The organism is Limnohabitans sp. Jir72 (assembly GCF_003063575.1).
Lineage (GTDB): Bacteria > Pseudomonadota > Gammaproteobacteria > Burkholderiales > Burkholderiaceae_C > Limnohabitans_A.
The window spans coordinates 464,136-485,048 of sequence record NZ_NESC01000001.1; the positions used below are offsets into that span (position 1 = coordinate 464,136).

23 protein-coding genes are annotated in these 20,913 nt (G+C 62.3%); 15 read left to right on the forward strand and 8 right to left on the reverse strand.

What is annotated here, in order from left to right; translation table 11 throughout:
* Positions 1 to 203 precede the first annotated feature (203 nt).
* From mfd to B9Z52_RS01955, 10 genes are all read left to right on the forward strand, one after another.
* Complete coding sequence (mfd, locus tag B9Z52_RS01915; RefSeq protein ID WP_108412158.1) at positions 204 to 3,710, forward strand: transcription-repair coupling factor; 3,507 nt, start codon at positions 204 to 206, stop codon at positions 3,708 to 3,710.
* Positions 3,711 to 3,741: 31 nt separating this feature from the next.
* The gene (gene serB, locus B9Z52_RS01920) at positions 3,742 to 4,482 is read left to right on the forward strand and encodes a phosphoserine phosphatase SerB (RefSeq protein WP_108412159.1); all 741 of its coding nucleotides are present in this window, start codon (positions 3,742 to 3,744) and stop codon (positions 4,480 to 4,482) included.
* 163 nt (positions 4,483 to 4,645) lie between these two features.
* The gene (locus tag B9Z52_RS18060) at positions 4,646 to 4,966 is read left to right on the forward strand and encodes a twin-arginine translocation signal domain-containing protein (protein ID WP_233251768.1); all 321 of its coding nucleotides are present in this window, start codon (positions 4,646 to 4,648) and stop codon (positions 4,964 to 4,966) included.
* Positions 4,929 to 5,273, forward strand: a complete 345-nt coding sequence (locus tag B9Z52_RS18065) for a hypothetical protein (RefSeq protein WP_233251769.1) — start codon at positions 4,929 to 4,931, stop codon at positions 5,271 to 5,273. The genes B9Z52_RS18060 and B9Z52_RS18065 overlap by 38 nt, the downstream gene beginning before the upstream one ends.
* Positions 5,274 to 5,321: 48 nt before the next feature.
* A complete protein-coding gene (locus tag B9Z52_RS01930) occupies positions 5,322 to 6,890 on the forward strand; it encodes a GMC family oxidoreductase (RefSeq protein ID WP_108412160.1) in 1,569 nt (522 codons plus the stop codon).
* A 53-nt stretch (positions 6,891 to 6,943) separates the two neighbouring features.
* Positions 6,944 to 7,318, forward strand: coding sequence for a ribbon-helix-helix domain-containing protein (locus tag B9Z52_RS01935; RefSeq protein ID WP_108412161.1), 375 nt, complete (start codon positions 6,944 to 6,946; stop codon positions 7,316 to 7,318).
* Positions 7,319 to 7,434: 116 nt separating this feature from the next.
* Positions 7,435 to 7,968, forward strand: coding sequence for a lactoylglutathione lyase (gene gloA / locus B9Z52_RS01940; protein WP_108412346.1), 534 nt, complete (start codon positions 7,435 to 7,437; stop codon positions 7,966 to 7,968).
* A complete protein-coding gene (locus tag B9Z52_RS01945; protein WP_108412162.1) occupies positions 7,969 to 8,271 on the forward strand; it encodes a c-type cytochrome in 303 nt (100 codons plus the stop codon).
* 16 nt (positions 8,272 to 8,287) lie between these two features.
* Positions 8,288 to 8,707 carry a VOC family protein gene (locus tag B9Z52_RS01950; RefSeq protein ID WP_233251770.1) on the forward strand — a complete coding sequence of 140 codons (420 nt, stop codon included), beginning with the start codon at positions 8,288 to 8,290 and terminating at the stop codon, positions 8,705 to 8,707.
* A 32-nt stretch (positions 8,708 to 8,739) separates the two neighbouring features.
* Positions 8,740 to 9,564, forward strand: coding sequence for a 2OG-Fe(II) oxygenase (locus tag B9Z52_RS01955; RefSeq protein ID WP_108412164.1), 825 nt, complete (start codon positions 8,740 to 8,742; stop codon positions 9,562 to 9,564).
* 6 nt (positions 9,565 to 9,570) lie between these two features.
* Here B9Z52_RS01955 and B9Z52_RS01960 read toward each other — a convergent pair whose 3' ends face one another.
* The 3 genes from B9Z52_RS01960 to B9Z52_RS01970 form a co-directional block, all read right to left on the reverse strand.
* Positions 9,571 to 9,786 carry a DUF3820 family protein gene (locus tag B9Z52_RS01960; RefSeq protein ID WP_108373537.1) on the reverse strand — a complete coding sequence of 72 codons (216 nt, stop codon included), beginning with the start codon at positions 9,784 to 9,786 and terminating at the stop codon, positions 9,571 to 9,573.
* A 34-nt stretch (positions 9,787 to 9,820) separates the two neighbouring features.
* Positions 9,821 to 10,618, reverse strand: coding sequence for an alpha/beta fold hydrolase (locus tag B9Z52_RS01965; RefSeq protein WP_108412165.1), 798 nt, complete (start codon positions 10,616 to 10,618; stop codon positions 9,821 to 9,823).
* A gap of 188 nt (positions 10,619 to 10,806) precedes the next feature.
* The gene (locus B9Z52_RS01970; RefSeq protein ID WP_108412166.1) at positions 10,807 to 12,003 is read right to left on the reverse strand and encodes a PLP-dependent aminotransferase family protein; all 1,197 of its coding nucleotides are present in this window, start codon (positions 12,001 to 12,003) and stop codon (positions 10,807 to 10,809) included.
* Positions 12,004 to 12,069: 66 nt separating this feature from the next.
* Here B9Z52_RS01970 and nth point away from each other — a divergent pair, with 66 nt between their 5' ends.
* The 5 genes from nth (at position 12,070) to B9Z52_RS01995 (ending at position 17,154) form a co-directional block, all read left to right on the forward strand.
* Entirely contained in the window at positions 12,070 to 12,702 is a 633-nt protein-coding gene (gene nth, locus B9Z52_RS01975; protein ID WP_108412167.1) for an endonuclease III, read from the forward strand.
* Between the two features lie 93 nt (positions 12,703 to 12,795).
* Positions 12,796 to 13,704: a DUF3348 family protein gene (locus B9Z52_RS01980; RefSeq protein ID WP_233251771.1), complete on the forward strand. Its 909-nt coding sequence runs from the start codon at positions 12,796 to 12,798 to the stop codon at positions 13,702 to 13,704.
* Positions 13,701 to 15,869, forward strand: coding sequence for a DUF802 domain-containing protein (locus B9Z52_RS01985; protein ID WP_233251772.1), 2,169 nt, complete (start codon positions 13,701 to 13,703; stop codon positions 15,867 to 15,869). The genes B9Z52_RS01980 and B9Z52_RS01985 overlap by 4 nt, the downstream gene beginning before the upstream one ends.
* A complete protein-coding gene (locus B9Z52_RS01990; protein ID WP_108412168.1) occupies positions 15,869 to 16,504 on the forward strand; it encodes an OmpA family protein in 636 nt (211 codons plus the stop codon). Before B9Z52_RS01985 ends, B9Z52_RS01990 begins: the two co-directional genes overlap by 1 nt.
* A complete protein-coding gene (locus B9Z52_RS01995; RefSeq protein ID WP_108412169.1) occupies positions 16,501 to 17,154 on the forward strand; it encodes a DUF2894 domain-containing protein in 654 nt (217 codons plus the stop codon). The genes B9Z52_RS01990 and B9Z52_RS01995 overlap by 4 nt, the downstream gene beginning before the upstream one ends.
* 3 nt (positions 17,155 to 17,157) lie before the next feature.
* On the opposite strand, the gene B9Z52_RS02000 is transcribed toward B9Z52_RS01995, so the two are convergent.
* Genes B9Z52_RS02000 through B9Z52_RS02020 form a run of 5 tightly spaced genes read right to left on the reverse strand, consistent with a single transcriptional unit; the run spans position 17,158 to position 20,897 of the window.
* Positions 17,158 to 17,400, reverse strand: a complete 243-nt coding sequence (locus B9Z52_RS02000; protein WP_108412170.1) for a glutaredoxin — start codon at positions 17,398 to 17,400, stop codon at positions 17,158 to 17,160.
* A gap of 21 nt (positions 17,401 to 17,421) precedes the next feature.
* On the reverse strand, positions 17,422 to 18,210 hold the full coding sequence (locus tag B9Z52_RS02005; protein WP_108412171.1) for an ABC transporter ATP-binding protein: 789 nt from the start codon (positions 18,208 to 18,210) through the stop codon (positions 17,422 to 17,424).
* Positions 18,207 to 19,205, reverse strand: a complete 999-nt coding sequence (locus tag B9Z52_RS02010) for an iron ABC transporter permease (RefSeq protein ID WP_108412172.1) — start codon at positions 19,203 to 19,205, stop codon at positions 18,207 to 18,209. The genes B9Z52_RS02005 and B9Z52_RS02010 overlap by 4 nt, the downstream gene beginning before the upstream one ends.
* Positions 19,202 to 20,101, reverse strand: a complete 900-nt coding sequence (locus B9Z52_RS02015) for an ABC transporter substrate-binding protein (RefSeq protein WP_108412173.1) — start codon at positions 20,099 to 20,101, stop codon at positions 19,202 to 19,204. The genes B9Z52_RS02010 and B9Z52_RS02015 overlap by 4 nt, the downstream gene beginning before the upstream one ends.
* Positions 20,094 to 20,897: a cobalamin-binding protein gene (locus B9Z52_RS02020; protein WP_108412174.1), complete on the reverse strand. Its 804-nt coding sequence runs from the start codon at positions 20,895 to 20,897 to the stop codon at positions 20,094 to 20,096. The genes B9Z52_RS02015 and B9Z52_RS02020 overlap by 8 nt, the downstream gene beginning before the upstream one ends.
* Positions 20,898 to 20,913 lie beyond the last annotated feature (16 nt).

The window sequence follows — 20,913 nt, forward strand, 5'->3', positions numbered from 1 at the left end:
TCAGCTCCGACATCACACGGTGCGCCACAGGCCCGGTGACGCGGCCCAATCCGACCCACCGACGACTGTGCTTAACGACCACCATCGGCCTGCCCAAGGTCACAAAGACTCTAAAATCACCTCCGACTTCCATTTCCACACCCCCCTCCATTTCGGCAGGGGGTGTTTTGCTTTTTTCATCGCCATTGCCCAGCGCACACACCATGCAACTGCCCAGCCTGATTTCCGGCAAACGATTCACCCTGCCCCGCCCCGCCGGATCGGCCGATGCTGTGCTGCTGGCCCAACTGGCCGAACGCGAGAAAAAAGCAGGCAAGCTCACCGCCATCGTCACCAGTGACGCGGCCGACGCCCAGCGCCTGATGGACGAGCTGGTGTTTTTTGCGCCCGATCTGCGCTGCGTGATGTTTCCGGACTGGGAAACCCTGCCGTATGACACCTTCTCGCCGCACCAAGACTTGATCTCTGAGCGCTTGGCCACGTTGTGGCGCATCAAGCAACGCAACCATGCCGAGAGCGCCGACGTGGTGCTGGTGCCCGCCACCACGGCGCTGTACCGGCTGGCGCCGCCGTCTTTTTTGGCGGGCTACACCTTCGAGTTCAAGGTCAAGCAAAAGCTGGACGAAGCCCAGCTCAAGGCCCAGCTCACGTTGGCGGGCTACTCGCACGTCAGCCAGGTGGTCAGCCCCGGCGAATATGCGGTGCGCGGCGGCTTGATCGACCTCTTCCCCATGGGCTCGCTGGTGCCTTACCGGGTGGACCTGTTCGACGACGAGATCGACAGCATCCGCACCTTCGACCCCGACAGCCAGCGCAGCCTCTACCCCGTGCCCGAGGTGCGTTTGCTGCCCGGGCGCGAGTTCCCGATGGACGAGGCGGCCCGTGCGCGCTTTCGCAGCCGCTGGCGCGAACTGCTGGAGGGCGACCCCACCAAAAGCCGCATTTACAAGGACATGGGCAACGGCGTGGCCACGGCGGGCATCGAGTACTACCTGCCGCTGTTTTTTGAAGAAACCGCCACGGTGTTTGATTACCTGGGCGCTGGCCCGAATGCGTCACAAAGCGATGCGGCCACCGTGGTGCTGCATGGCGATCTGGAACCTGCCTTCCAGCGTTTTTGGCAAGACACCCGCGACCGCTACCGCCTGGTACAAGGCGACCCTGAGCGGCCCGTGCTGCCGCCCGATGCCCTGTTTTTGAGTGCCGAGCAGTTCTACACCCTGACCAACGGCCACGCCCAACTGGCCCTGCGCGCAGGCACCAGCGATGTTTCTGACAACACCCTGGCCCAGCCCCTGCCCGAGCTGACGGTGGTGCGCGGTGCCGAAGACCCGTTGTCACGCTTGCAAGCGCACATCCGCAGCAGTGCCAGCCGGGTGCTCATCTTGGCCGAGAGCGATGGCCGCCGCGAAAGCCTGCTCGACTTCGTGCGCTCCAGCGGCCTCACGCCACCCGTCTTTGACAGCCTCGAAGATTTTTTGACCAGCGACGAAAAAGTCGGCATGGCCACCGCTGCACTGGTCAGCGGTTTCCATTGGTTCGAGCACAACATCGACCTGGTCACCGAAACCGAACTCTTCGCGGCCGGGGCGGTCACCCGCCGCCGCAAGAAGCAGGAACAGGTCAGCGACGTCGAAGCGCTGATCAAAGACCTGAGCGAGCTGAATGTGGGCGACCCGGTGGTGCACAGCGCGCACGGCATCGGCCGCTACCGGGGTCTGGTCAACATGGACATGGGCCAGAAAAACGAAGACGGCACGCCCGCCCTGCAAGAGTTTTTGCACCTGGAATACGCCGACAAAGCCACGCTCTATGTACCCGTGAGCCAGCTGCAACTGATTGGCCGCTACACAGGCGTGAGCGCTGACGAAGCGCCGCTGCACAAGCTGGGCTCGGGCCAGTGGGAAAAAGCCAAACGACGCGCCGCCGAGCAGGTGCGCGACGCCGCCGCCGAGTTGCTTAATATCTACGCCCGCCGCGCCGCGCGCGAGGGCCACCCTTTCCGCTACAGCCCGCAAGACTACGAAACCTTTGCCAACGACTTCGGATTTGAAGAAACCGCCGACCAAAAGGCCGCCATCCACTGCGTCATTCAAGACATGATCAGCCCCCGCCCCATGGACCGCTTGGTCTGTGGCGATGTGGGTTTTGGCAAGACCGAGGTCGCGCTGCGGGCTGCTTTTGTGGCCGTCACGGGGGGAAAGCAAGTCGCCATTCTGGCCCCCACCACACTGTTGGCTGAGCAGCATTACCAAACGCTCAAAGACCGCTTTGCCAAATGGCCCGTCAAGGTGGCCGAAGTCTCGCGCTTCAGGTCAGGCAAAGAAGTCACCGCCGCCCTCAAAGGCATTGCCGACGGCACGGTGGACATCGTGGTGGGCACGCACAAGCTGCTGAGCGAATCCACCAAATTCCACGACCTGGGCCTGCTCATCATCGACGAGGAACACCGCTTTGGTGTGCGCCACAAAGAGGCCATGAAAGGCCTGCGGGCCGAGGTCGATGTGCTCACACTCACCGCCACCCCCATCCCCCGCACCATGGGCATGGCGCTGGAGGGCCTGCGCGATCTGAGCGTGATTGCCACCGCGCCGCAACGCCGCTTGGCCATCAAAACCTTTGTGCGCAACGAAGGCACGGGCGTGATCCGCGAGGCGGTGCTGCGCGAACTCAAGCGAGGCGGCCAGTGCTACTTTTTGCACAACGAGGTCGAGACCATCGAGAACCGCAAGCAAAAGCTCGAAGAAATCCTGCCCGAAGCCCGCATCGCCGTGGCCCACGGCCAAATGCCCGAGCGCGAGCTGGAGCGAGTCATGCGCGACTTTGTGGCCCAGCGCTACAACATCTTGCTGTGCTCGACCATCATCGAGACCGGCATCGACGTGCCCACGGCCAACACCATCGTCATCAGCCGCGCCGACAAGTTCGGCCTGGCCCAGCTGCACCAGCTGCGCGGGCGCGTGGGCCGCTCACACCACCAAGCCTATGCCTATTTGATGGTGCCCGAGATCGAAGGCCTGACCAAACAGGCCGCTCAGCGGCTCGACGCGATCCAGCAAATGGAAGAGTTGGGCAGCGGCTTTTACTTGGCCATGCACGACCTGGAAATTCGTGGCGCGGGCGAGGTGCTGGGCGAAAACCAGAGCGGCAACATGCTCGAAGTGGGTTTTCAGCTCTACAACGAAATGCTGTCCGAAGCGGTGCGCAGCCTCAAAGCAGGCAAAGAGCCCGACTTGCTCAACCCACTCACGGCCACCACCGACATCAACCTGCACGCCCCCGCCCTGCTGCCCAACGACTATTGCGGCGACGTGCACCTTCGCCTGAGCTTTTACAAAAAATTGGCCACCGCCAAAACCAGCGACCAGATCGACGCCCTGCTCGAAGAACTGGTGGACCGCTTTGGCAAACTGCCCCCGCAGGCGCAGACCCTGGTCGACGTGCACCGCCTGCGCGTGCTGACGCAGCCCTATGGCGTCATCAAGGTCGACGCCGCACCGGGTGTCATCCAGATCACATTCAAGCCCAACCCACCGGTGGACCCGATGGCCATCATTGGCCTGATCCAAAAGAACAAACACATCAAGCTGGCGGGCAACGACAAAATCCGCATCGAGCGCGAACTGCCCGACCCCAAGGCGCGGGCACAGATGGTGCGGGATGTGCTGCGGAGTTTGGGGCAGCCCAAAACCGAAACGGCCCCTGCCTGAATCCGTCAACGATCTTCGATAATCCTGAATCATGACCAACGCCAACGCCAACGCCAACGCCAACGCCACAGAATTTGCCCCCGGCCTCGCCATTCAGGGCTTTGCCGCCCCGCTGTCTTTGTCAAAGTTCAAGTTGATCGCGTTTGACATGGACTCCACGCTCATCAGCATCGAGTGCATCGACGAGATCGCCGATGCCGTGGGCCGCAAAGCCGAGGTGGCGGCCATCACCGAGGCCGCCATGCGCGGCGAGATCACCGACTTCAAAGAAAGCTTGCGCCGCCGCCTGGCCCTGCTCAAGGGCGTGACGCTGGCCGACATGGAACGTGTCTACACCGAGCGCCTGAAGATCAACCCCGGCGCGGCCGAGCTGATTGCCGCTTACCAGAAAGCGGGCATGAAGGTGTTGCTGGTGTCCGGCGGTTTCACCTTCTTTGCCGACCGCGTCAAAGCCCGCCTGAACATCGACTTCGCCCGCTCCAACCGGCTTGAGATCGTCAATGGCGAACTCACGGGCGGCCTGGTCATGCAAAGCTGGGGCGACATCTGCGACGGTGCAGAAAAGCGCCGCACCTTGCTCGAAGTGGCTTCGCTGATGGGCATTGAGCCCCACGAGTGCATCGCCATGGGCGACGGCGCCAACGACCTGCCGATGATGGGTGCCGCGGGTTTGTCGGTGGCCTACCACGCCAAACCCAAGGTGCGCGAGCAGGCCATGGTCGCCATCAACGAAGGCGGTCTGGACCGCTTGCTGGAAGTCGTTAAGCCCTGATCAACCCCAAAATCAGTCATGCAAGTGACTGATTCTCCGTGTAAACCCTGAGGGTTTGGCGCTTTGTAAGTAGCCAGCTATCACCCGCTGATGGGCCTCCGCTGAAATACTGGACCTGTACTTTGCAAACCATGCAAAGACATCCACATCAACGGAGACTTTCATGCGCGTCATACCCATCACCCAGAATGTCGAAGCCGCTGGCTGCGACGAAGAAAGCGGCGTTGTCCGCAAAGTCAACATGCCTTTGGCCCGCCGCGATTTCCTCAAAGGGTCCGGCCTGCTGTTTGGCAGCCTCGCTTCGGGCACCATGCTCGCAGCTTTGGCCCCGTCCACCGCCTGGGCGCTGGAGCTGAAAAAACTCTCCACCGCCGAGGGCCAGACCCTGATGGCCATGGGCCGGGTGTTGTTCCCCCCACAAAAAACTGCCCGATGCAGTCTATGCCTTGCTGTCCAAAGACCTGGACGCCAAGGCCGCTGGTGACGCAGGCGCGGCCAAGATGCTTCAGGACGGCGTGGCATACCTGAACAAATCCACCGGTGGCAACTTTGGCAAGGCCAGCGCCAAGCAGCAATACGAGCTGGTGTTGAGCATGGAAGGCACGGCGTTTTTTGCCACCGTGCGCGGCCAGTGCGTCACGTCCCTTTATGACAACGACATGGCCTATGCGGTGTTCGGCTACCCCGGCTCGGCCTGGGAAAAAGGCGGCTACATCACCCGCGGATTTCAGGACCTGAAATGGTTGCCCGCCCCGTCCAAAGAAGCCAGCCCACCACCCTACATGGGCTGATCCCGGCTGCACATCGCATTTATCCCCCACCGAATACAGAGGATTGACATGGCTAAATTTGATTTCAATGACGACTCCGTGGTCGTCATCATTGGTTCAGGCGCAGGCGGCGGCACATTGGCCAACGAACTGTGCCAAAAAGGCATCAAGGTGGTGTCGCTCGAAGCGGGCGCACGCCAATCGCAAGAATCGTTCATCAACGACGAATGGAAGTCGTTCAGCCAGCTGGCCTGGCTGGACGCCCGCACCACTTCGGGCTCCTGGCGCGTGGCCAAAGACTTTGCAGGTCTGCCCGCCTGGATCTGCAAAACCGTGGGCGGCACCACCACCCACTGGGCCGGTGCCTCGCTGCGCTTTCAAGAGCACGAATTCCGCACCAAAACCGTCTACGGCAATGTGACTGGCGCCAACCTGCTCGACTGGCCCGTGACACTGGACGAGCTGGCGCCTTACTACGCCAAAGCCGAAAACAAAATGGGCGTGACCCGCACCAACGGCATCCCCGGCCTGCCCGGCAACAACAACTTCAAGGTCATGCACGCCGGTGCCACCAAGCTCGGCTACAAGGAAGTGCACACCGGCAACATGGCCATCAACAGCCAGCCCCGCGATGGTCGCGGGCGCTGCATGCAGCTGGGCTTTTGCTTCCAGGGCTGCAAGAGCGGTGCCAAATGGTCCACGCTGTACACCGAGATTCCCAAGGCTGAAGCCACGGGCAATTTTGAGCTGCGCCCCCAATCGCACGTCACCCGCATCGAGCACAACGCCGCAGGCAAAGTGACCGGCGTGGTGTATTTCGACAAGGACGGCAAGGAACAGCGCCAAAAAGCCCGTGTGGTCTGCGTGGCTGGTAACGCCATCGAAACGCCTCGCCTGTTGTTGATGTCCGAGTCCAGCAAGTTCAAGGACGGCCTGGCCAACTCTTCGGGCCAAGTTGGCCGCAACTACATGCGCCACATGACCGGCTCGGTGTATGCAGCTTTCAAGAATCCGGTCCACATGTACCGGGGCACCACCATGGCCGGTATCGTGCGCGACGAAGCACACCACAACCCCAGCCGCGGTTTCGTAGGCGGTTACGAGCTGGAAACCCTGTCGCTGGGTATCCCCTTCATGGCCGCCTTCCTGAACCCCGGTGGCTGGGGCCCTGAATTTGCCTGGTGGATGGACCACTACACCAACCTGGCCGGTATGTGGCTGGTGGGTGAAGACATGCCCCGCGAAACCAACCGCGTCACGCTCAACAAGAACGTCAAGGACCAGTACGGCAACTACGCGCCCAACGTCCACTTTGATGACCATGACAACGACATCGCCATGCGCAACCATGCCTTCACACAGGCCGAACGCATTTACGGCGCGGCCGGGGCCATCAAGACTTTCCGCACGCCACCCTACCCGTCCACCCACAACATGGGTACTTGTCGCATGAGCGCCAGACCCGAAGACGGGGTGGTCAACAAATGGGGACAATCGCATGACATCAGCAACCTGTTTGTCAGCGACGGCAGCCAGTTCACCACTGGCGGCGCAGAAAACCCCACTTTGACGATCGTGACGCTGGCCATCCGCCAGGCCGATCAGATCGCCAAATTGATGACCGAAAAAGCGCTTTGAGCTGAAAGCGCCACCCAAGATGTCCCAGATTGCTGTAGTCACAGGAGCGCACCATGTGTGAATATTTTGTCAAAGCTGACCCCATCCAGTATGAGCAACGCTCACGCACGGTGCGCATCAAAAACGTGCTGACCAGCATCCGGCTGGAAAACATGGTCTGGGACATCCTGGCCGAAATGGCCGAAGAAGAAGGCTGCACCACCAATGCCCTGATTGCCAAATTTCACGAAGAAATCATGGCGCACCGGGGCGAGGTGCCCAACTTCGCCTCTTTCCTGCGGGTGACCAGCATGCGGTACCTGCACCGCTCGATGATGAACCTGGAAAAGCAGCTCCAACCCCCACAGCAGCAAAGCGTTGCCAACTTGCACCCGCGCATTGAGGAGGCTCATTTGCCCCCAAAGATGCTCGCGGCAGTGGGCAGGTAATTCATCTCATCACTGCACTGACCTGGCGATCGGAGCGATTGCCAGATGCCTTGCCACGCGCCGTGCGCGGCGAGTCTGTCAGCCATCCCATTCCTTATTTCATCCATCCTTTTGCCATGACCTTTCGCACAGAAAACCTGCCCGGCGTGAGTCCCACCACCCCCGAACAGACACGCGGCTTTGTGTTCAACCACTCGATGCTGCGCATCAAGGACCCGCAGGTCAGCCTCGACTTTTACACCCGCATCATGGGCATGCTGGTGCTGCGCAAGCTGGATTTTCCCGAGATGAAGTTCTCGCTGTATTTTCTGCACCGCCAAAGCGGCGACACCCCACCCAGCGACGAAGGTGAGCGCACCGCCTGGACCTTCAGCCAGCGCGGCATCCTGGAGTTGACCCACAACTGGGGCACCGAAAGCGACCCGGACTTCAAATACCACGACGGCAACGCCCAGCCCCAAGGCTTTGGCCACATCTGCTTTTCTGTGCCTGACTTGGCTGCGGCCGTGTCCTGGTTTGACGAAAACCAGGTGAGCTATGTGAAACGCCCCGACCAAGGCAAGATGAAAGACGTCGCCTTCATCAAGGACCCCGACGGTTACTGGATCGAAATCGTCCAGCCCGATTTGCTCAAAAACCTGGGGCGTTGAATGAAAACCGCATTCCTTTTGACCGCTGGCTTGCTGCTGGGCAGCCACAGCTGGGCCAATGAAGCGCTGGCCAAGAAAAACGGCTGCACGGGCTGCCACGCCATGGCCAGCGCCCTGGTCGGACCGGCATTCAAGGATGTGGCCGCCAAATACGCAGACCAAGCCGACGCCAAAGACCAGCTGATCCAGAGCATTCGCCAAGGCAGCAAGGGCAAGTGGGGTCAGATGGCCATGCCGCCCCAAAGCCAACTGTCCGCAGGCGATGCCCAAAAGCTGGCCCTGTGGGTGCTCAAAACCAAGTGATCGGCAGACCCAAGCCATGAAATACCTGCACACCATGGTCCGGGTCGCAGACCTCGACGCATCGCTGCGCTTTTACCGGGATGCGCTGGGGCTGCAATTGCTGCGGCAATTCGATGTGCCCAGTGGCCGCTTCACGCTGGCTTTTCTGGCCACCCCCGGCGACAGCCAGGCGCAAATCGAGCTGACCCACAACTGGGACGAATCGTCCTACACACAAGGCCGCAACTTCGGTCATGTGGCCTACGCCGTGGACGACATTTATGCCACCTGCCAACGGCTGCAAGACCACGGCGTGCAGATCGTGCGGCCGCCCCGTGATGGCTATATGGCCTTTGTGCGCTCACCCGACCACATTTCCATTGAGCTGCTGCAAAGCGGCGCCCCCCTGCCTCCGGCCGAGCCCTGGGTGTCCATGCCCAACATCGGCCAGTGGTAAATCACCCTCACCCTGACTCACCCGCCACGGCCATGAACTGCACCGTATCCCCCACACTCGACACCATCAGCCACGACCACGAGGCCCAGCAAGACTGGCCGCCCCATTGGGCCGTGGCCTACATGCCCGGCTCCTTGCCCATGGGCGGCGTGGTGCCCATGACGCCGATTCATGCCTTCAGCAGCAGCCCCCGTGCGCTGCAACTGAAAACGCAAACCAGCCTGAAATCGGTCCGCCACGACATTGAACTCGGTGGCTTGCTGGCGTTTGAGATTTCAGAGTTGATCACGCCCGAAGAAGCCGATGCCATCGTCACCGCCAGCGAACTGCTGGGCTACCGCGACGAAGCCCCCGGCATCCAGACGCCCCCGGGCATGCGCATGAACAAATCGGTGCATTGGGTGGCCGACGACCGGTTGCTCGACCCTTTGATGAGCCGCATGCGGCACCTGCTGCCCCCCAGCATCGATGGCCAACCCCTTTACGGCTTGCTCAGCCAGCGCCTGAACATGTACCGCTACGACGCCAACGACGTGTTCAACCGCCATGTGGACGGCGAATGGCCCGGCTATAGCCTGAGCGAAGACCGCCGAGACATGTTGCAATGGGGCAACAGCGTGCGCTCGGGCCTGACCATGATTCTTTACCTCAATGGCCCGGAAGACGGCGTGAGCTGTGGTTGCACCCGGCTGTTCAGGCCCGATGGCAGCGGGGTCGATGTGTTGCCCCGCAAGGGCTCTGCCCTGTTCTTTCGCCACGGCTTTGGCCCCCATTCGGTGGTGCACGAAGGCCGTCAGGTGGGTGCCGGGGCGTCCAAATACGTGGCCCGCATCAACATCATGTACGGGCAGGAGTGATCAGGCTCACCGTGGGGTACGCAGGGGCTTGAGCAAATCGCTCAGGCCGTTGTGGTCGATCTCTTGCATAAGCCGCAACAACTGGCCGACCTCGCCTTTGGGAAAGCCTTCCCGCGCAAACCAGTTGAGGTAGTGACCGGGCAAGTCGGCGATCAACGTGCCCTTGTGTTTGCCAAAGGGCATGGGCGTACTGACCAGCTTCATCAGATCGTCGGGTTTCATGCTTGCGCCCTCACTTCACGCCTCACGCCTCGCTTCACAACTCGGCCCAAAGCCAAGCCCGCACACGCGCATGAAATGCTTCGGGCCGTGAAATCATGACCCAATGCCCGCAGGGCAAGCCCTGCACCGCACTGCCGGGCGTGGCGGCAATTTTTTCAAGCCATTGGGCGGAATGGAACATGAAGGGCTTGCGCTCACCATAGACAAACAGGAGCGGCATGGGCAACTGAATTTGAGCCGCGCCTTTGAATCCACCCGCTGTGCCGAACCACTGCATGGCGTAGGGGTAGTTCATCTTGTGGGTGATGCGCTCTGGGTCGGTCGGGCAACGCAGCCAGCGCGCCATGGCGCGGGTCATTCGGGTGCCCAAGTTACCACCTAACTTCCACGCCAGGGCCAGCCAGACCTGGTAGCCCATCACAGACAGTTTTTCCTTGGTGCCCCAGCTGCGCAGCAAGGCGCCTGAATTGTGGTCCCCCACATCCACCGCCACCACGCGGGCCACTCGCTCTGCGTGGCGCATGGCGAACTCATAACCAAAAATGCAACCCCAGTCGTGCAGCATCAGGGTCACGGCTTTGCCAGGGCTGATCCGGTCCACGATCTGGCGCAGCAGCTGGCACATGTCATCCAAGCTGGTGGCAGAGGGGCCGGTTTCAAAACCCGGCAGCGTCAGGCGGGCGCAGGTGGCGCGGTCTTGCAAAGCGGCCACGGTGCCGTCCCAAAGCGCACGGGTGTCGGGCCAGCCGTGCAGCATGAGGATGACTACGTCGCCCTGCCCCTGGAGCCAGACTTCGGTGCCATTGACGGTGATACACAGTTCGTTGTTCATGGTGTTTCAGGGTTGACCACAGCCCAAGCTCTTGGGCAATGCCTTGGGGCCGCTGGCGCTGACCGCCCACGGGGTGGGCTCCTACGAGGCCAATGCTGGTTTTTGTAGGAGCCCACCCCGTGGGCGATTGCATGGTGTGTCGGTGTGCTCAAAATCGCCCACGGGGGTGGGCTCCTACAAGACCAAGCTCACAGCGCTTTGGCCAGGCGGGATACGCCCTCCAGGATCTTGTCTTCGCCCACGGTGGCAAAGCTCAGGCGGAAGGTGGCATGGTCGGGATTGGCGCAGAAGAATGGCGTGCCCGGCACGAAGGCCACGCCTTGCTCGATGGCGCGTTTGGCAAACACATTGCCGTCAGCCACCTTGCCACCTGCGCCCGTCAGGCGTGCCCAAACGAACAGGCCGCCTTGGGGCTGCACAAACTCGACCGCATCGCCCAATTCGCGGCGCAGCGCGTCGCCCATGGTTTGGGCGCGTTGGGCATAAACGGCACGCACTTTGTCCAGCGTGGCCGGCATGCGACCCGCCAACAGGTATTGCGCGGCCGTGGCCTGGGCAAAGGTGCTGGTATGGGCGTCACTGAACTGTTTGCACATGGTGGCGCGGGCCAGCAATTCGGCGGGGGCCACCATCCAGCCCACACGCAGGCCAGGCGACAGCACTTTGGACAGAGACCCGCAATGCACCAGCAGCTCACGGCTGCCGGGCACCGATGCGCTCATGGCCAGCAGACTGGGTGGTGGTGCTTCGCCAAAATACAAATCACCATAAGGGTCGTCTTCGACGATCAGGGTCTGGTGCTTGACGGCCATTTCCAGCACCTGTTGGCGGCGCTCGGCGCTGAGCAAGGCACCGCTGGGGTTGCCAAAGGTGGGGATCAAATACACAAACTTCGGTTGGTGCTCGGCGATCAGCTTTTCCAGCTCGTCGGTCTTCACACCCTGGCCGTCCACCGGGGCGCTGATGAGTTCGGCCCCATACAAACGGAAGCACTGAATGGTGGCGAGGAATGTCGGGCCTTCCACGATCACCTTGTCACCGGGGCTGATCATGGTTTTGCCGATCAAGTCCAGCGCCTGCTGGCTGCCGGTGGTCACGATCAGCTGGTCGGCGGCCACGTCTTTCGCGCCCTTTTGGCCCATGAAGTGGGCCAGTTGCTCGCGCAGGGGGCCAAAGCCTTCTGTTGCGCCGTATTGCAGGGCTGCGCCGGGGTCTTGGCTCAGGGCGGCATTGCTGGCTTCGCGGATGCCCTCCACGTCAAACATGGCGCTGTCAGGAAAGCCCCCGGCAAAGCTGATGATGCCGGGCTTGCCCAAAAGCTTGAACAGCTCACGGATGGCGGAGGTTTCGACGTTGTTCAGGCGGTCTGCGAACTGCAAAGGCATGGTGTATCTTCCCGTGTTGACTTGGCCGACATTTTGCCAACATCTGCACACCTACTTTTGACCCTCATGAAACCCGCACAGATTGAAAGCTTCTTTGCCACCCTGCAAGCCGCCAACCCCATGCCCGTGACCGAGCTGGAATACACCAGCGTGTTCGAGTTGCTGGCGGCCGTGTTGCTCTCGGCACAGGCCACCGACGTGGGGGTGAACAAGGCCACGCGCAAATTGTTCCCTGTGGCGGGCACGCCTCAAAAAATCCTGGACCTGGGGCTGGCCGGTTTGGAGAGTTACATCAAGACCATTGGCCTTTTCCACAGCAAAGCCAAGCACCTGTTGGAGACCTGCCGCATTCTGGTGGAGCAGCACGACGGCCAAGTGCCCCGCACCCGTGAAGCCTTGGAAGCCCTGCCCGGCGTGGGCCGCAAAACGGCCAATGTGGTGCTCAATTCGGCTTTTGGCGAGCCGACCATGGCGGTGGACACGCACATCTTTCGTCTGGGCAACCGCACTGGGCTGGCCCCAGGCAAAACGCCTTTGGCGGTAGAGCTCAAATTGCTCAAACGCATTCCCGCCAAGTATTTGGTGGATGCGCACCACTGGTTGATCCTGCACGGTCGCTATGTGTGCCAAGCGCGCAAACCGCTATGCACGCAATGCGCGGTGGCGGCTTGCTGCGATTTCAAGCCCAAAACGACTTGAAACCAGCTCGCCTTTCAGCGTACTTTGGAACTCGAATGGAGCCCTTGGGTGGCTCTGTCGGCGGGTAAAATCACCACCCATAACAGGGTCGCTTTGAGCGACCCGTGCCCTGACCGGCACACCCCCTTCCGCTTGCAAGACCGTCACCTGACGCGGGCACACCGGCCCATCTTCTTGAAAGCGCCCAGCTTTGCCATCCAACGCCAACCCGACACGTCCATGACGCGAGCCCTGCCGCGTGCCCACATCCACAGTTCCAAGCTTGTGCATTTTCTGAGTGAAAACGCCATGCTCGATGCTGTCCAGGTCACGGAGGATGTCGGCCAGAAACTGGGCGACTGGCTGGACTTTCGCCAGGCGATTGCCCTGCACGGCTTGCTCAACCCCGAGCCACATGCTGAGCAGCCCTTGGCTGCACACCAGCGCCGCGCGGGGGTGATGACGCAGGAGGCCTTGACACGGCACTTCGACAAAGTCAAAGCTGCGCTGGAACAATCCATCGCACAAGGCGCGCCCTCGGGTACGGGCCTGGCGCGCATCGAGATGCCACCGGCCAAACTGGACGAGCCGCTGGAGCCCAAGATCGCGTTTGAGCCCTACCGGCGGTTTTACACGGCGCACCAGCGCCAGATGGAAACCCAAGTGCGCACCCTGCGCGCGCAAATGCGCGGGCAACTGGCCAAAAGCACAACGGCCTTGCAGCAACTGGCGGCACTGGACGCCAGCTTTGAAAACATCCTCAGCGAACGCGAAGCGATGCTCTTGGGCAAAGTGCCCAAGCTGCTTGAAAAACGCTTTGCGCTAGCCCTCAAACAACACCTCAAAAAGCAGTCCGAAGCCAGCGCCGAAGACGCCAACGCGCCGCCCCTCAAGCCCGATGCCTGGCTCTTGCCGTGGCGCCAGCAACTGCGCACCGCCTTGCTGGCCGAGCTGGACACCCGGCTGCAACCGGCCCTGGGCCTGCTTGAAGCATTCAACCAAGAAAGTACGTCTCCCCCATGAACCGTCTGAGCCGACATTCGTTCCTGATCGCCTTCGGGCTTGGCGCACTGGCCGTCCTGTGGGTCGCGGCCGCTGTGGCCAGCAGCCACTTTTTGGTGCTGGTGATGACCGCCGTCATTGGCGCGGTCTATGTGTTTGCCGCACTGGAGCTGCGCCATTACCGCGATGCCACCCGCGCACTGAACCAGGCACTGAGCGACATCCCTGCCGACTTGCAAAACCTGAGCGACTGGCTGATCACCCTGCCCGCCAGCTTGCAAAACGCCGTGCGCCAACGCATTGAAGGCGAACGCCAAGGCTTGCCCGGACCGGCGCTCACGCCCTATCTGGTGGGCCTGCTGGTCATGCTCGGCATGCTGGGCACTTTTTTGGGCATGGTGGTCACGCTCAATGGCGCGGTCTTCGCCCTGGAAGGCTCCAGCAACGTGGCGGGCATCCGCGCTGCATTCTCCGAGCCCATCAAAGGCCTGGGCCTGGCCTTTGGCACCTCGGTGGCCGGTGTGGCCACCTCGGCCATGCTCGGCCTGATGAGCAGCCTGGCCCGCCGCGAACGCGCCCAAGCGAGCCAAACGCTGGACAGCTGCATCACCAGCAGCCTGCGCGGCTTCTCGCTCACGCACCAGCGGCAGGAAACCTTCAAGGCCTTGCAGCAACAATCGCAAGCCTTGCCCCAAGTGGTCACGCAGCTGCAGGCCATGATGGTGCAGATGGCCCAGACCAGCGAGCAGATCAATGAACGCTTGATGGCCAATCAAAAAAGCTTCCACCAAGAAGTGCACACGGCCTACACGGGCCTGGCGCAATCGGTGGACCAATCGCTGCGCACCAGCCTGAGCCAGAGCATGCAAGTGGCCAGCGACGGCATCCGCCCCGTGGTGCAAGCGACCATGACGCAGATGGCCGAGCAGGCGCAGCACATGAACCAGCAGCTCCTGCAAAACACCCAGCAACAGCTGGCCGAGCTCAACGCACAGTTCAGCGCCACCGCTGCGGGCGTGGCGCAGACCTACAGCACCGCCCTGGCCCAACACGAAACCAGCAGCACCGGCATGCTCGAGCGCGTGGGCCAGACGCTTGACGGCTTCAGCCAGACCTTTGCGCAACGCAGCCAATCGCTGCTGGCCCAAATGCAAACCGCCCAGGCCGAGCAGCAAAGCCAGCAAGGCAGCGCCGACCAGCAGCGCCTGGAGGCATGGAAAGCCTCGCTCGAACAGATGGCCGCATCGCTGAGCAGCCAGTGGCAAGCCTCGGGCAGCCAAACCCTGGCGCAGCAGCAAGCCATCTGCGACACCTTGGCCCAGACCGCGCAAGCGATCACCACCCACACCCAGACGCAGGCCACGCAAACCCTGGCCGAGGTCACCCGCCTCATGGCCAGCAGCGAAGAGTTGATGCGTGCGCGCATCGACTCGGAAGCGCAATGGGCGGCGCAGCACACGCAGCGCTCGGAAGAGCTCAGCGCATTGCTGCGCACCGAGCTGTCGGCCCTGCGCGAGGCCGAAGACGCGCGCGGCCAAGCCGCCGTGGCCCGCTTGAGCGAGTTGCAAACCACCGTGACCGCGCACCTGAGCACTTTGGGCACGGCGCTGGAAGACCCCATCACCCGCCTGATCGAAACCGCTTCGCAAGCGCCCAAGGCCGCCGCCGAAGTCATTGGCCAGCTGCGCCAAGAAATCTCGGTCAGCGTGGCACGCGACAACGCCCTGCTCGAAGAGCGCACCCGCATCCTGGACACGCTCAGCCATTTGCTGGATGCGATCAACCATGCATCGACCGAACAACGCAGCGTGATCGACAACCTGGTCAGCTCATCGGCCGCCACCTTGAACCAAGCCAACAGCCAGTTCATCGCCCACGTGAGCAGCGAGTCGGCCAAGCTGGGCGATATCGCCGCGCAAGTGACCGCCAGCGCGGTGGACGTGGCCAGCTTGGGCGAGACCTTCGCCTTTGCGGTGCGCTCGTTCAACGAGAGCAACGAAAAGCTCATGGGCAACCTGCAGCGCATCGAACAAGCGATCGACAAGTCCATGACCCGCAGCGACGAGCAACTGGCCTACTACGTGGCCCAAGCCCGCGAGATCATCGACCTGAGCATCACCTCGCAAAAAGACGTGCTGGAAACGCTGCAAGCCCGCGCTGCCCAGGCCCATGAGGGAGCCGCTTGATGCTGGACAACGACGCAGACGTCGAGTCCACCTCGCCGGTCTGGATCTCGTTTGCCGATCTGATGACCGGCCTGCTGGGCGCCTTTGTGCTCTTGCTGGTGGGCGTCATGGCCGCGCAGCTGGACATGGCTACACGCCTAGAAGCCGAGGTTGAAAAACGCCAGGTCGAGGAACAAAAACGCCTGACCCTGGAAAAAGCCTTGGCCGTTCCGCTGGCCAGTGGGCGCATCACTTTGAACAATGGCCGCATCGGCATCAGCGGCAAGCTCTTGTTTGAACTGAACTCCGACAAGCTCGAACCCGAGGGCCGCAAGCTGCTCAAAAGCTTGGTGGTGCCGCTGCGCAGTTACCTTCAAACGCGTGACGAAATGCTGATGGTCAGCGGCTTCACCGATGACCAGTCCATCAAGAGCCGCAACCGCCAATTCGAAGACAACTGGGAGCTGTCGGCCCAACGTGCTTTGACGGTGACGCGCACCCTGATCGAAGAAGGCATGCCCTCATCCATGCTGTTTGCCGCAGCCTTTGGGCAAGAACAGCCACTGGTGGCCAACAGCAACGAGAAAACCCGCGCCCAGAATCGGCGTGTGGAAATGGCCCCGGTGCCCAAATCAACGAACGCCAGCAAGCCATGAACCCAGCCTGGTCCGAGCTGTCAGCCCCCAACGTTGCCCCCATGGCCCTGCTGGAGTCGCTTCGGGTGGCCGGGGCTGCGCGCTTTGATGCGGTTGGCTGGCATTACATCGAGGCACTGGCCAAACGCTCTGGCGGACACAGCGGGCCAGCGCAAGCGCTGCTGAACGAGAAATTGAACAAGGCTTTGGTGCAATTCAAGCGCAGACTGGACGCGGCCCCCCAACCGTCCAGCACGGCGCGGCAAGCGCCCTCGCCTTCGCCTTCGCCTTCACCCTTTGCGGCCTTGCTCAGCGACATGGCCCGACATGCCCCCGCGGTGCAAGGCAGCTTGGCCGCACCCGCAGGGCCTGTCCTGAAAACCAACGCTTGGCGTGCAGAAAGCCCCAAGGTCCAGCAGTTCAAAAAACAGCTGAGCCAAATCAGCGTGCAAAAACAGGTCAGGCAAGCCATTGCCCAAGCGCCACAAAACGCGGGCCCCATCAACTCGCACATGTTGGTCTTGCGCTCACTGGGCTTGATGCGCGATGCCTCAGCGGACTACCTCAGCCGCTTCATGGCCCATGTGGACACTTTGATGTGTCTGGAAGAAACAGGCAAGGCCAGCGCACCGGCCAAGAAAGCCGCTTCGCCAGCCAAACCCAAAAAGTAAGGCTCAGCGGCCGAGCTGCGCCAAGGCCGCCTGCAAGCCGGCCAAACCACCCACGCGTTGATCGTTGATGAAGATCTGGGGCATCTGGCGCACCGACGGACCGCATTTTTCGTAGAACGCCATGCGCTCTTCTTCGCTGTCGATTTTGACTTCTTCAAAAGCCAGCGACTTGGTTTTGAGCACCATTTTGGCGGACTCACATTGGGGGCATGCGGACTTGGAGTAAACGACGATTTTGAGTTCCATGGATCAGATTCTAGCGGCCAGTCAATGAGCGACCCTGTGCGGCAAAACAAGCCATTGGCCGTCCAGCGCTCGGATGCGGATGCGGCGGTTGAACACCGATTCGATGGCCGCATGGGTGACCGGGTCGCTGCAAGCGCCGTGGTGAAGCACGCGGCCTTGGTCCAGAACAATGACTTCGTCGGCATGCAAGGCCATGCCGATCTCGTGCAACACGCTCACCACCGTGGTGCCTTGGGCGATCAGGCAATGGACCTGCTCCAGCCAGTCCACCTGGTGCGGCGGGTCGAGGTTGGCCAGGGGTTCGTCCATCAGCATCACCGGCGCATTGCCAGCCATGGCGCGGGCCAGCAGCACGCGCTGGCGCTCGCCACCCGACAGTTCACCCAACGTGCGCTCACGCCAGTCCCAAGCCTGTGTGGCCTTGAGGGCGGCCTCGACCATCTGGGCGTCTTTGTCGGTGGGCGCGCCCAGCCAAGCTTGGTGCGGCAGGCGGCCCAACATGGCCACATCCCACACGCGCAAATCCATCGTGCTGGCTTCGCCTTGGCCCAACCAAGACAGTTGCAGCGCACGTTCGCGGCCCGACAGCGTCTCAAGCGCCTGCCCTTGCCAATGCACCTGACCGGTGTGCGGCAGCAGGCCCGCCAGTGCCTTGAGCAAGGTGGACTTGCCCGCGCCATTGGGGCCGACCACACAAGTCCAGCGCCCGGTCTGGATCTGCAAGTCGATGCCGTTCAGCACAGGGCGACCACCGAGCTGCACACGCAGGTCACGAGTTTGCAAAGCAGGGTTGAGGGGCAAGGCGTTCATCGCGCGCCCCCCGAACCTCGGTAAACCCGCCACAGCAGGTAAGCACCACCCAAGACCGCCGTCAGCATGCCCACAGGCAATTCTTGTGGGGCAAACAGAACGCGGGCCATCACATCGGCCAAGGCCAGCAAGGCCCCGCCCACGAGGGCTGCCAAGCACACATGCCACGCGTGGGTGCTGCGCACCAAGGTGCGCACCAGGTGCGGTGCAGCCAGCCCCACAAAGGCCACCAGACCGATGTGCGCCACGGCAGCCCCTGTGGCCAGCGAAATCACGCCCACCAGCACCATGCGCGCCCAGCGCAAGGGCACGCCCAGGCTTTGCGCCGTGGCTTCGCCCAGCGTCAAAGCGTCCAGCACGCGGGCAAACGCCCAGGCCAGCACCACGCCCACCACCAACACCGAGGCCATGGTGGCGCAGGCCGCCCAGCTCACAAAAGCGGTGGAGCCCAGCATGAAGCCCTGCATGGCCTGCTGCACCTGAGGCTGCAGCAAAGACATCATCGACGTCACGGCGCCCAGCACCACGCCGACCACCACCCCCGCCAACAGCAGGCGCAAGGTCTGCTGCACGCCACGCGCCAAGAGCAAGGTCAAGAGCACCGCCAACACCGCGCCCACGAAGGCTGCGCCGGTCAGGCCCAACCCCATCCATCCGTTCATGGCCCAGGCACTGCCACCCCACAAGCTCCAATAGGTGCCCACGCCCAGCGAAGCACCCGAAGCACTGCCCAACAAATACGGATCGGCCAGCGGGTTGCGAAACAGCCCTTGCGCCACCGCCCCGGCCAGCCCCAGCAAGCACCCTCCCAGCCAAGCCCCCAGGCTGCGCGGCAAACGAATGTCCAACACGATCTGCTGCGAGACGGCATCGCCCCCCGACAGCCACCAAGCCTGCCAACCCTCACTGCCCGCTGCTGTGCCCAGCAGCACCGTGGCCGCACCCAGCACCATCAAAATGCCAGCCCAGCGCAGTGCGTGCGTAGAAGGGTTCATCGCAAGGCCCCTTGGCTTGCGCCTGCGGCGCGGTTCAGGCAGTCGGCCATGAGCCGGGCGCCTTCGGCCATGCGGGGACCAGCACGCACCAGCATGTCGGCTTCGCCCGGTTTGAACACGCAAATGCGCTGCGCCTGAATCGCGCGCAGGGCCGCCCACCCCGGACGCTGAACCATGCTGGCTCGGCTGCTGTCGCCCGCCATGATCACATCGGGTTGCGCACGCACCACGAATTCGGGGTTGACCTGCGGAAACGGGCCCAACGAGGCCGGCAAGATGTTGCCCACCCCCATGCGCGTGAGGGTCTCGCCAATGAAGGACGATGCGCTGGCCCCGTAAGGTGCGGGGCTGACTTCAAAATACACTTTTTGTTGCCGCGCCTGCGCACTGAGCGACTGCACCGCCGCTTGCACACCGGCCTGCATCTCGCGCCAGACCCTCTGACTGTCGGCCTCTGGCAGGAACAAGGCCTCGGCCACGGTGCGCAAGACCCGCTGCACATCGGCATGGGTGCGGGGCTCCAAGCGCAGGACTTTCAGACCCAGCGCCTCCAGACGCTCAACGCCTCGGGTGGACCCTGCGGCCAGCACCAAATCGGGTTTGAGGGCCACGATGCTTTCGATGTTGGGGTCCAGGCCGCCGCCCACACGGGGCAAGGACTGGAGTGATTCGGGCCAGTTGGAATAACGGTCCAGACCCACCAAGCGCGGGCAGGCACCCAATGCACAGACGGTTTCCGTCAAGGAGGGCAAGAGGCTGACGATGCGTTGGGGCGCCACTGCGATCTCGACTTTTTGCAGGCCATCGCCTTGCACCGTGCGTGCATGGGCCTGAAAGGCCAGCCCGCACACCAGCAGCAGTAGCAGCAGCACTAGGCCACGAAGGGCATCACGCATATTGCGCCTCCCAATGGCTGATGATGCGGTGCAACTGCGCCACGCCATCGGTCAGCGCTGCGGGGCCCGGTTGCAAAATATCGGCCGACTTGATTTCAAACACCTGCCCGTTGCGCACCGCAGGCACGTCTTGCCAGCCAGGGCGTGCTGCGACTTTTTCGGGTCGGAATTTCTTGCCACACCAAGAGCCAATGATGATGTCCGGTGCACGGTCGATGATGGTTTGGCTGTCGGCAATGATGCGGTCACGGCCCATGGCTTGCACCGCCAGCTCGGGGAACACATCGTCACCGCCAGCGATGCCCATCAACTCCGACACCCATCGGATGCCGCTGATGTGGGGTTCGTCCCACTCTTCAAAAAACACTTTCGGTCGGCGCTTGAAACCCGCCGCCTTGTGCGCAATGGCGTCCAGTTCTGCGCGCATGGCGGCCAGCCTTTGCAGGCCCTGCTCGGTCTCCCCGACCATCGCGGCCACTTGGTAGAGCATCGAGAAAATCTCATCGACGCTGCGCTGGTTGAAGATGGTGACCTGAACGCCGGCCTTGATGAGCAAAGCCGCAATGTCGGCCTGCAGGTCCGAAAAACCAAAAACACAATCGGGCTTGAGCGCCAGGATCTTGTCGATCTTGGCGCTCAAAAAAGCACTGACCTTGGGCTTTTCCTCCCGGGCCCGGCGCGGCCGCACCGTGTAGCCCGAGATGCCCACAATGCGCGCCTCCTGCCCCAAGAGGTAAAGCCACTCCGTGGCCTCTTCGGTGAGGCAGACGATGCGTTGGGGCAGCAAGTCGTGCATATTCAAGTCCGATTTG

Coding starts and splice junctions, on each gene's coding strand:
- B9Z52_RS01945 (WP_108412162.1), top strand. CDS start 7,969: ATGAAAACCGCATTCCTTTTGACCGCTGGCTTGCTGCTGGGCAGCCAC.
- B9Z52_RS18060 (WP_233251768.1), top strand. CDS start 4,646: ATGCGCGTCATACCCATCACCCAGAATGTCGAAGCCGCTGGCTGCGAC.
- B9Z52_RS02015 (WP_108412173.1), bottom strand. CDS start 20,101: ATGCGTGATGCCCTTCGTGGCCTAGTGCTGCTGCTACTGCTGCTGGTG.
- mfd (WP_108412158.1), top strand. CDS start 204: ATGCAACTGCCCAGCCTGATTTCCGGCAAACGATTCACCCTGCCCCGC.
- serB (WP_108412159.1), top strand. CDS start 3,742: ATGACCAACGCCAACGCCAACGCCAACGCCAACGCCACAGAATTTGCC.
- B9Z52_RS01990 (WP_108412168.1), top strand. CDS start 15,869: ATGCTGGACAACGACGCAGACGTCGAGTCCACCTCGCCGGTCTGGATC.
- B9Z52_RS02005 (WP_108412171.1), bottom strand. CDS start 18,210: ATGAACGCCTTGCCCCTCAACCCTGCTTTGCAAACTCGTGACCTGCGT.
- B9Z52_RS01960 (WP_108373537.1), bottom strand. CDS start 9,786: ATGAAACCCGACGATCTGATGAAGCTGGTCAGTACGCCCATGCCCTTT.
- B9Z52_RS02020 (WP_108412174.1), bottom strand. CDS start 20,897: ATGCACGACTTGCTGCCCCAACGCATCGTCTGCCTCACCGAAGAGGCC.
- B9Z52_RS01950 (WP_233251770.1), top strand. CDS start 8,288: ATGAAATACCTGCACACCATGGTCCGGGTCGCAGACCTCGACGCATCG.
- B9Z52_RS01955 (WP_108412164.1), top strand. CDS start 8,740: ATGAACTGCACCGTATCCCCCACACTCGACACCATCAGCCACGACCAC.
- B9Z52_RS02000 (WP_108412170.1), bottom strand. CDS start 17,400: ATGGAACTCAAAATCGTCGTTTACTCCAAGTCCGCATGCCCCCAATGT.
- nth (WP_108412167.1), top strand. CDS start 12,070: ATGAAACCCGCACAGATTGAAAGCTTCTTTGCCACCCTGCAAGCCGCC.
- B9Z52_RS01985 (WP_233251772.1), top strand. CDS start 13,701: ATGAACCGTCTGAGCCGACATTCGTTCCTGATCGCCTTCGGGCTTGGC.
- B9Z52_RS01970 (WP_108412166.1), bottom strand. CDS start 12,003: ATGCCTTTGCAGTTCGCAGACCGCCTGAACAACGTCGAAACCTCCGCC.
- B9Z52_RS01995 (WP_108412169.1), top strand. CDS start 16,501: ATGAACCCAGCCTGGTCCGAGCTGTCAGCCCCCAACGTTGCCCCCATG.
- gloA (WP_108412346.1), top strand. CDS start 7,435: ATGACCTTTCGCACAGAAAACCTGCCCGGCGTGAGTCCCACCACCCCC.
- B9Z52_RS01935 (WP_108412161.1), top strand. CDS start 6,944: ATGTGTGAATATTTTGTCAAAGCTGACCCCATCCAGTATGAGCAACGC.
- B9Z52_RS02010 (WP_108412172.1), bottom strand. CDS start 19,205: ATGAACCCTTCTACGCACGCACTGCGCTGGGCTGGCATTTTGATGGTG.
- B9Z52_RS01965 (WP_108412165.1), bottom strand. CDS start 10,618: ATGAACAACGAACTGTGTATCACCGTCAATGGCACCGAAGTCTGGCTC.
- B9Z52_RS01930 (WP_108412160.1), top strand. CDS start 5,322: ATGGCTAAATTTGATTTCAATGACGACTCCGTGGTCGTCATCATTGGT.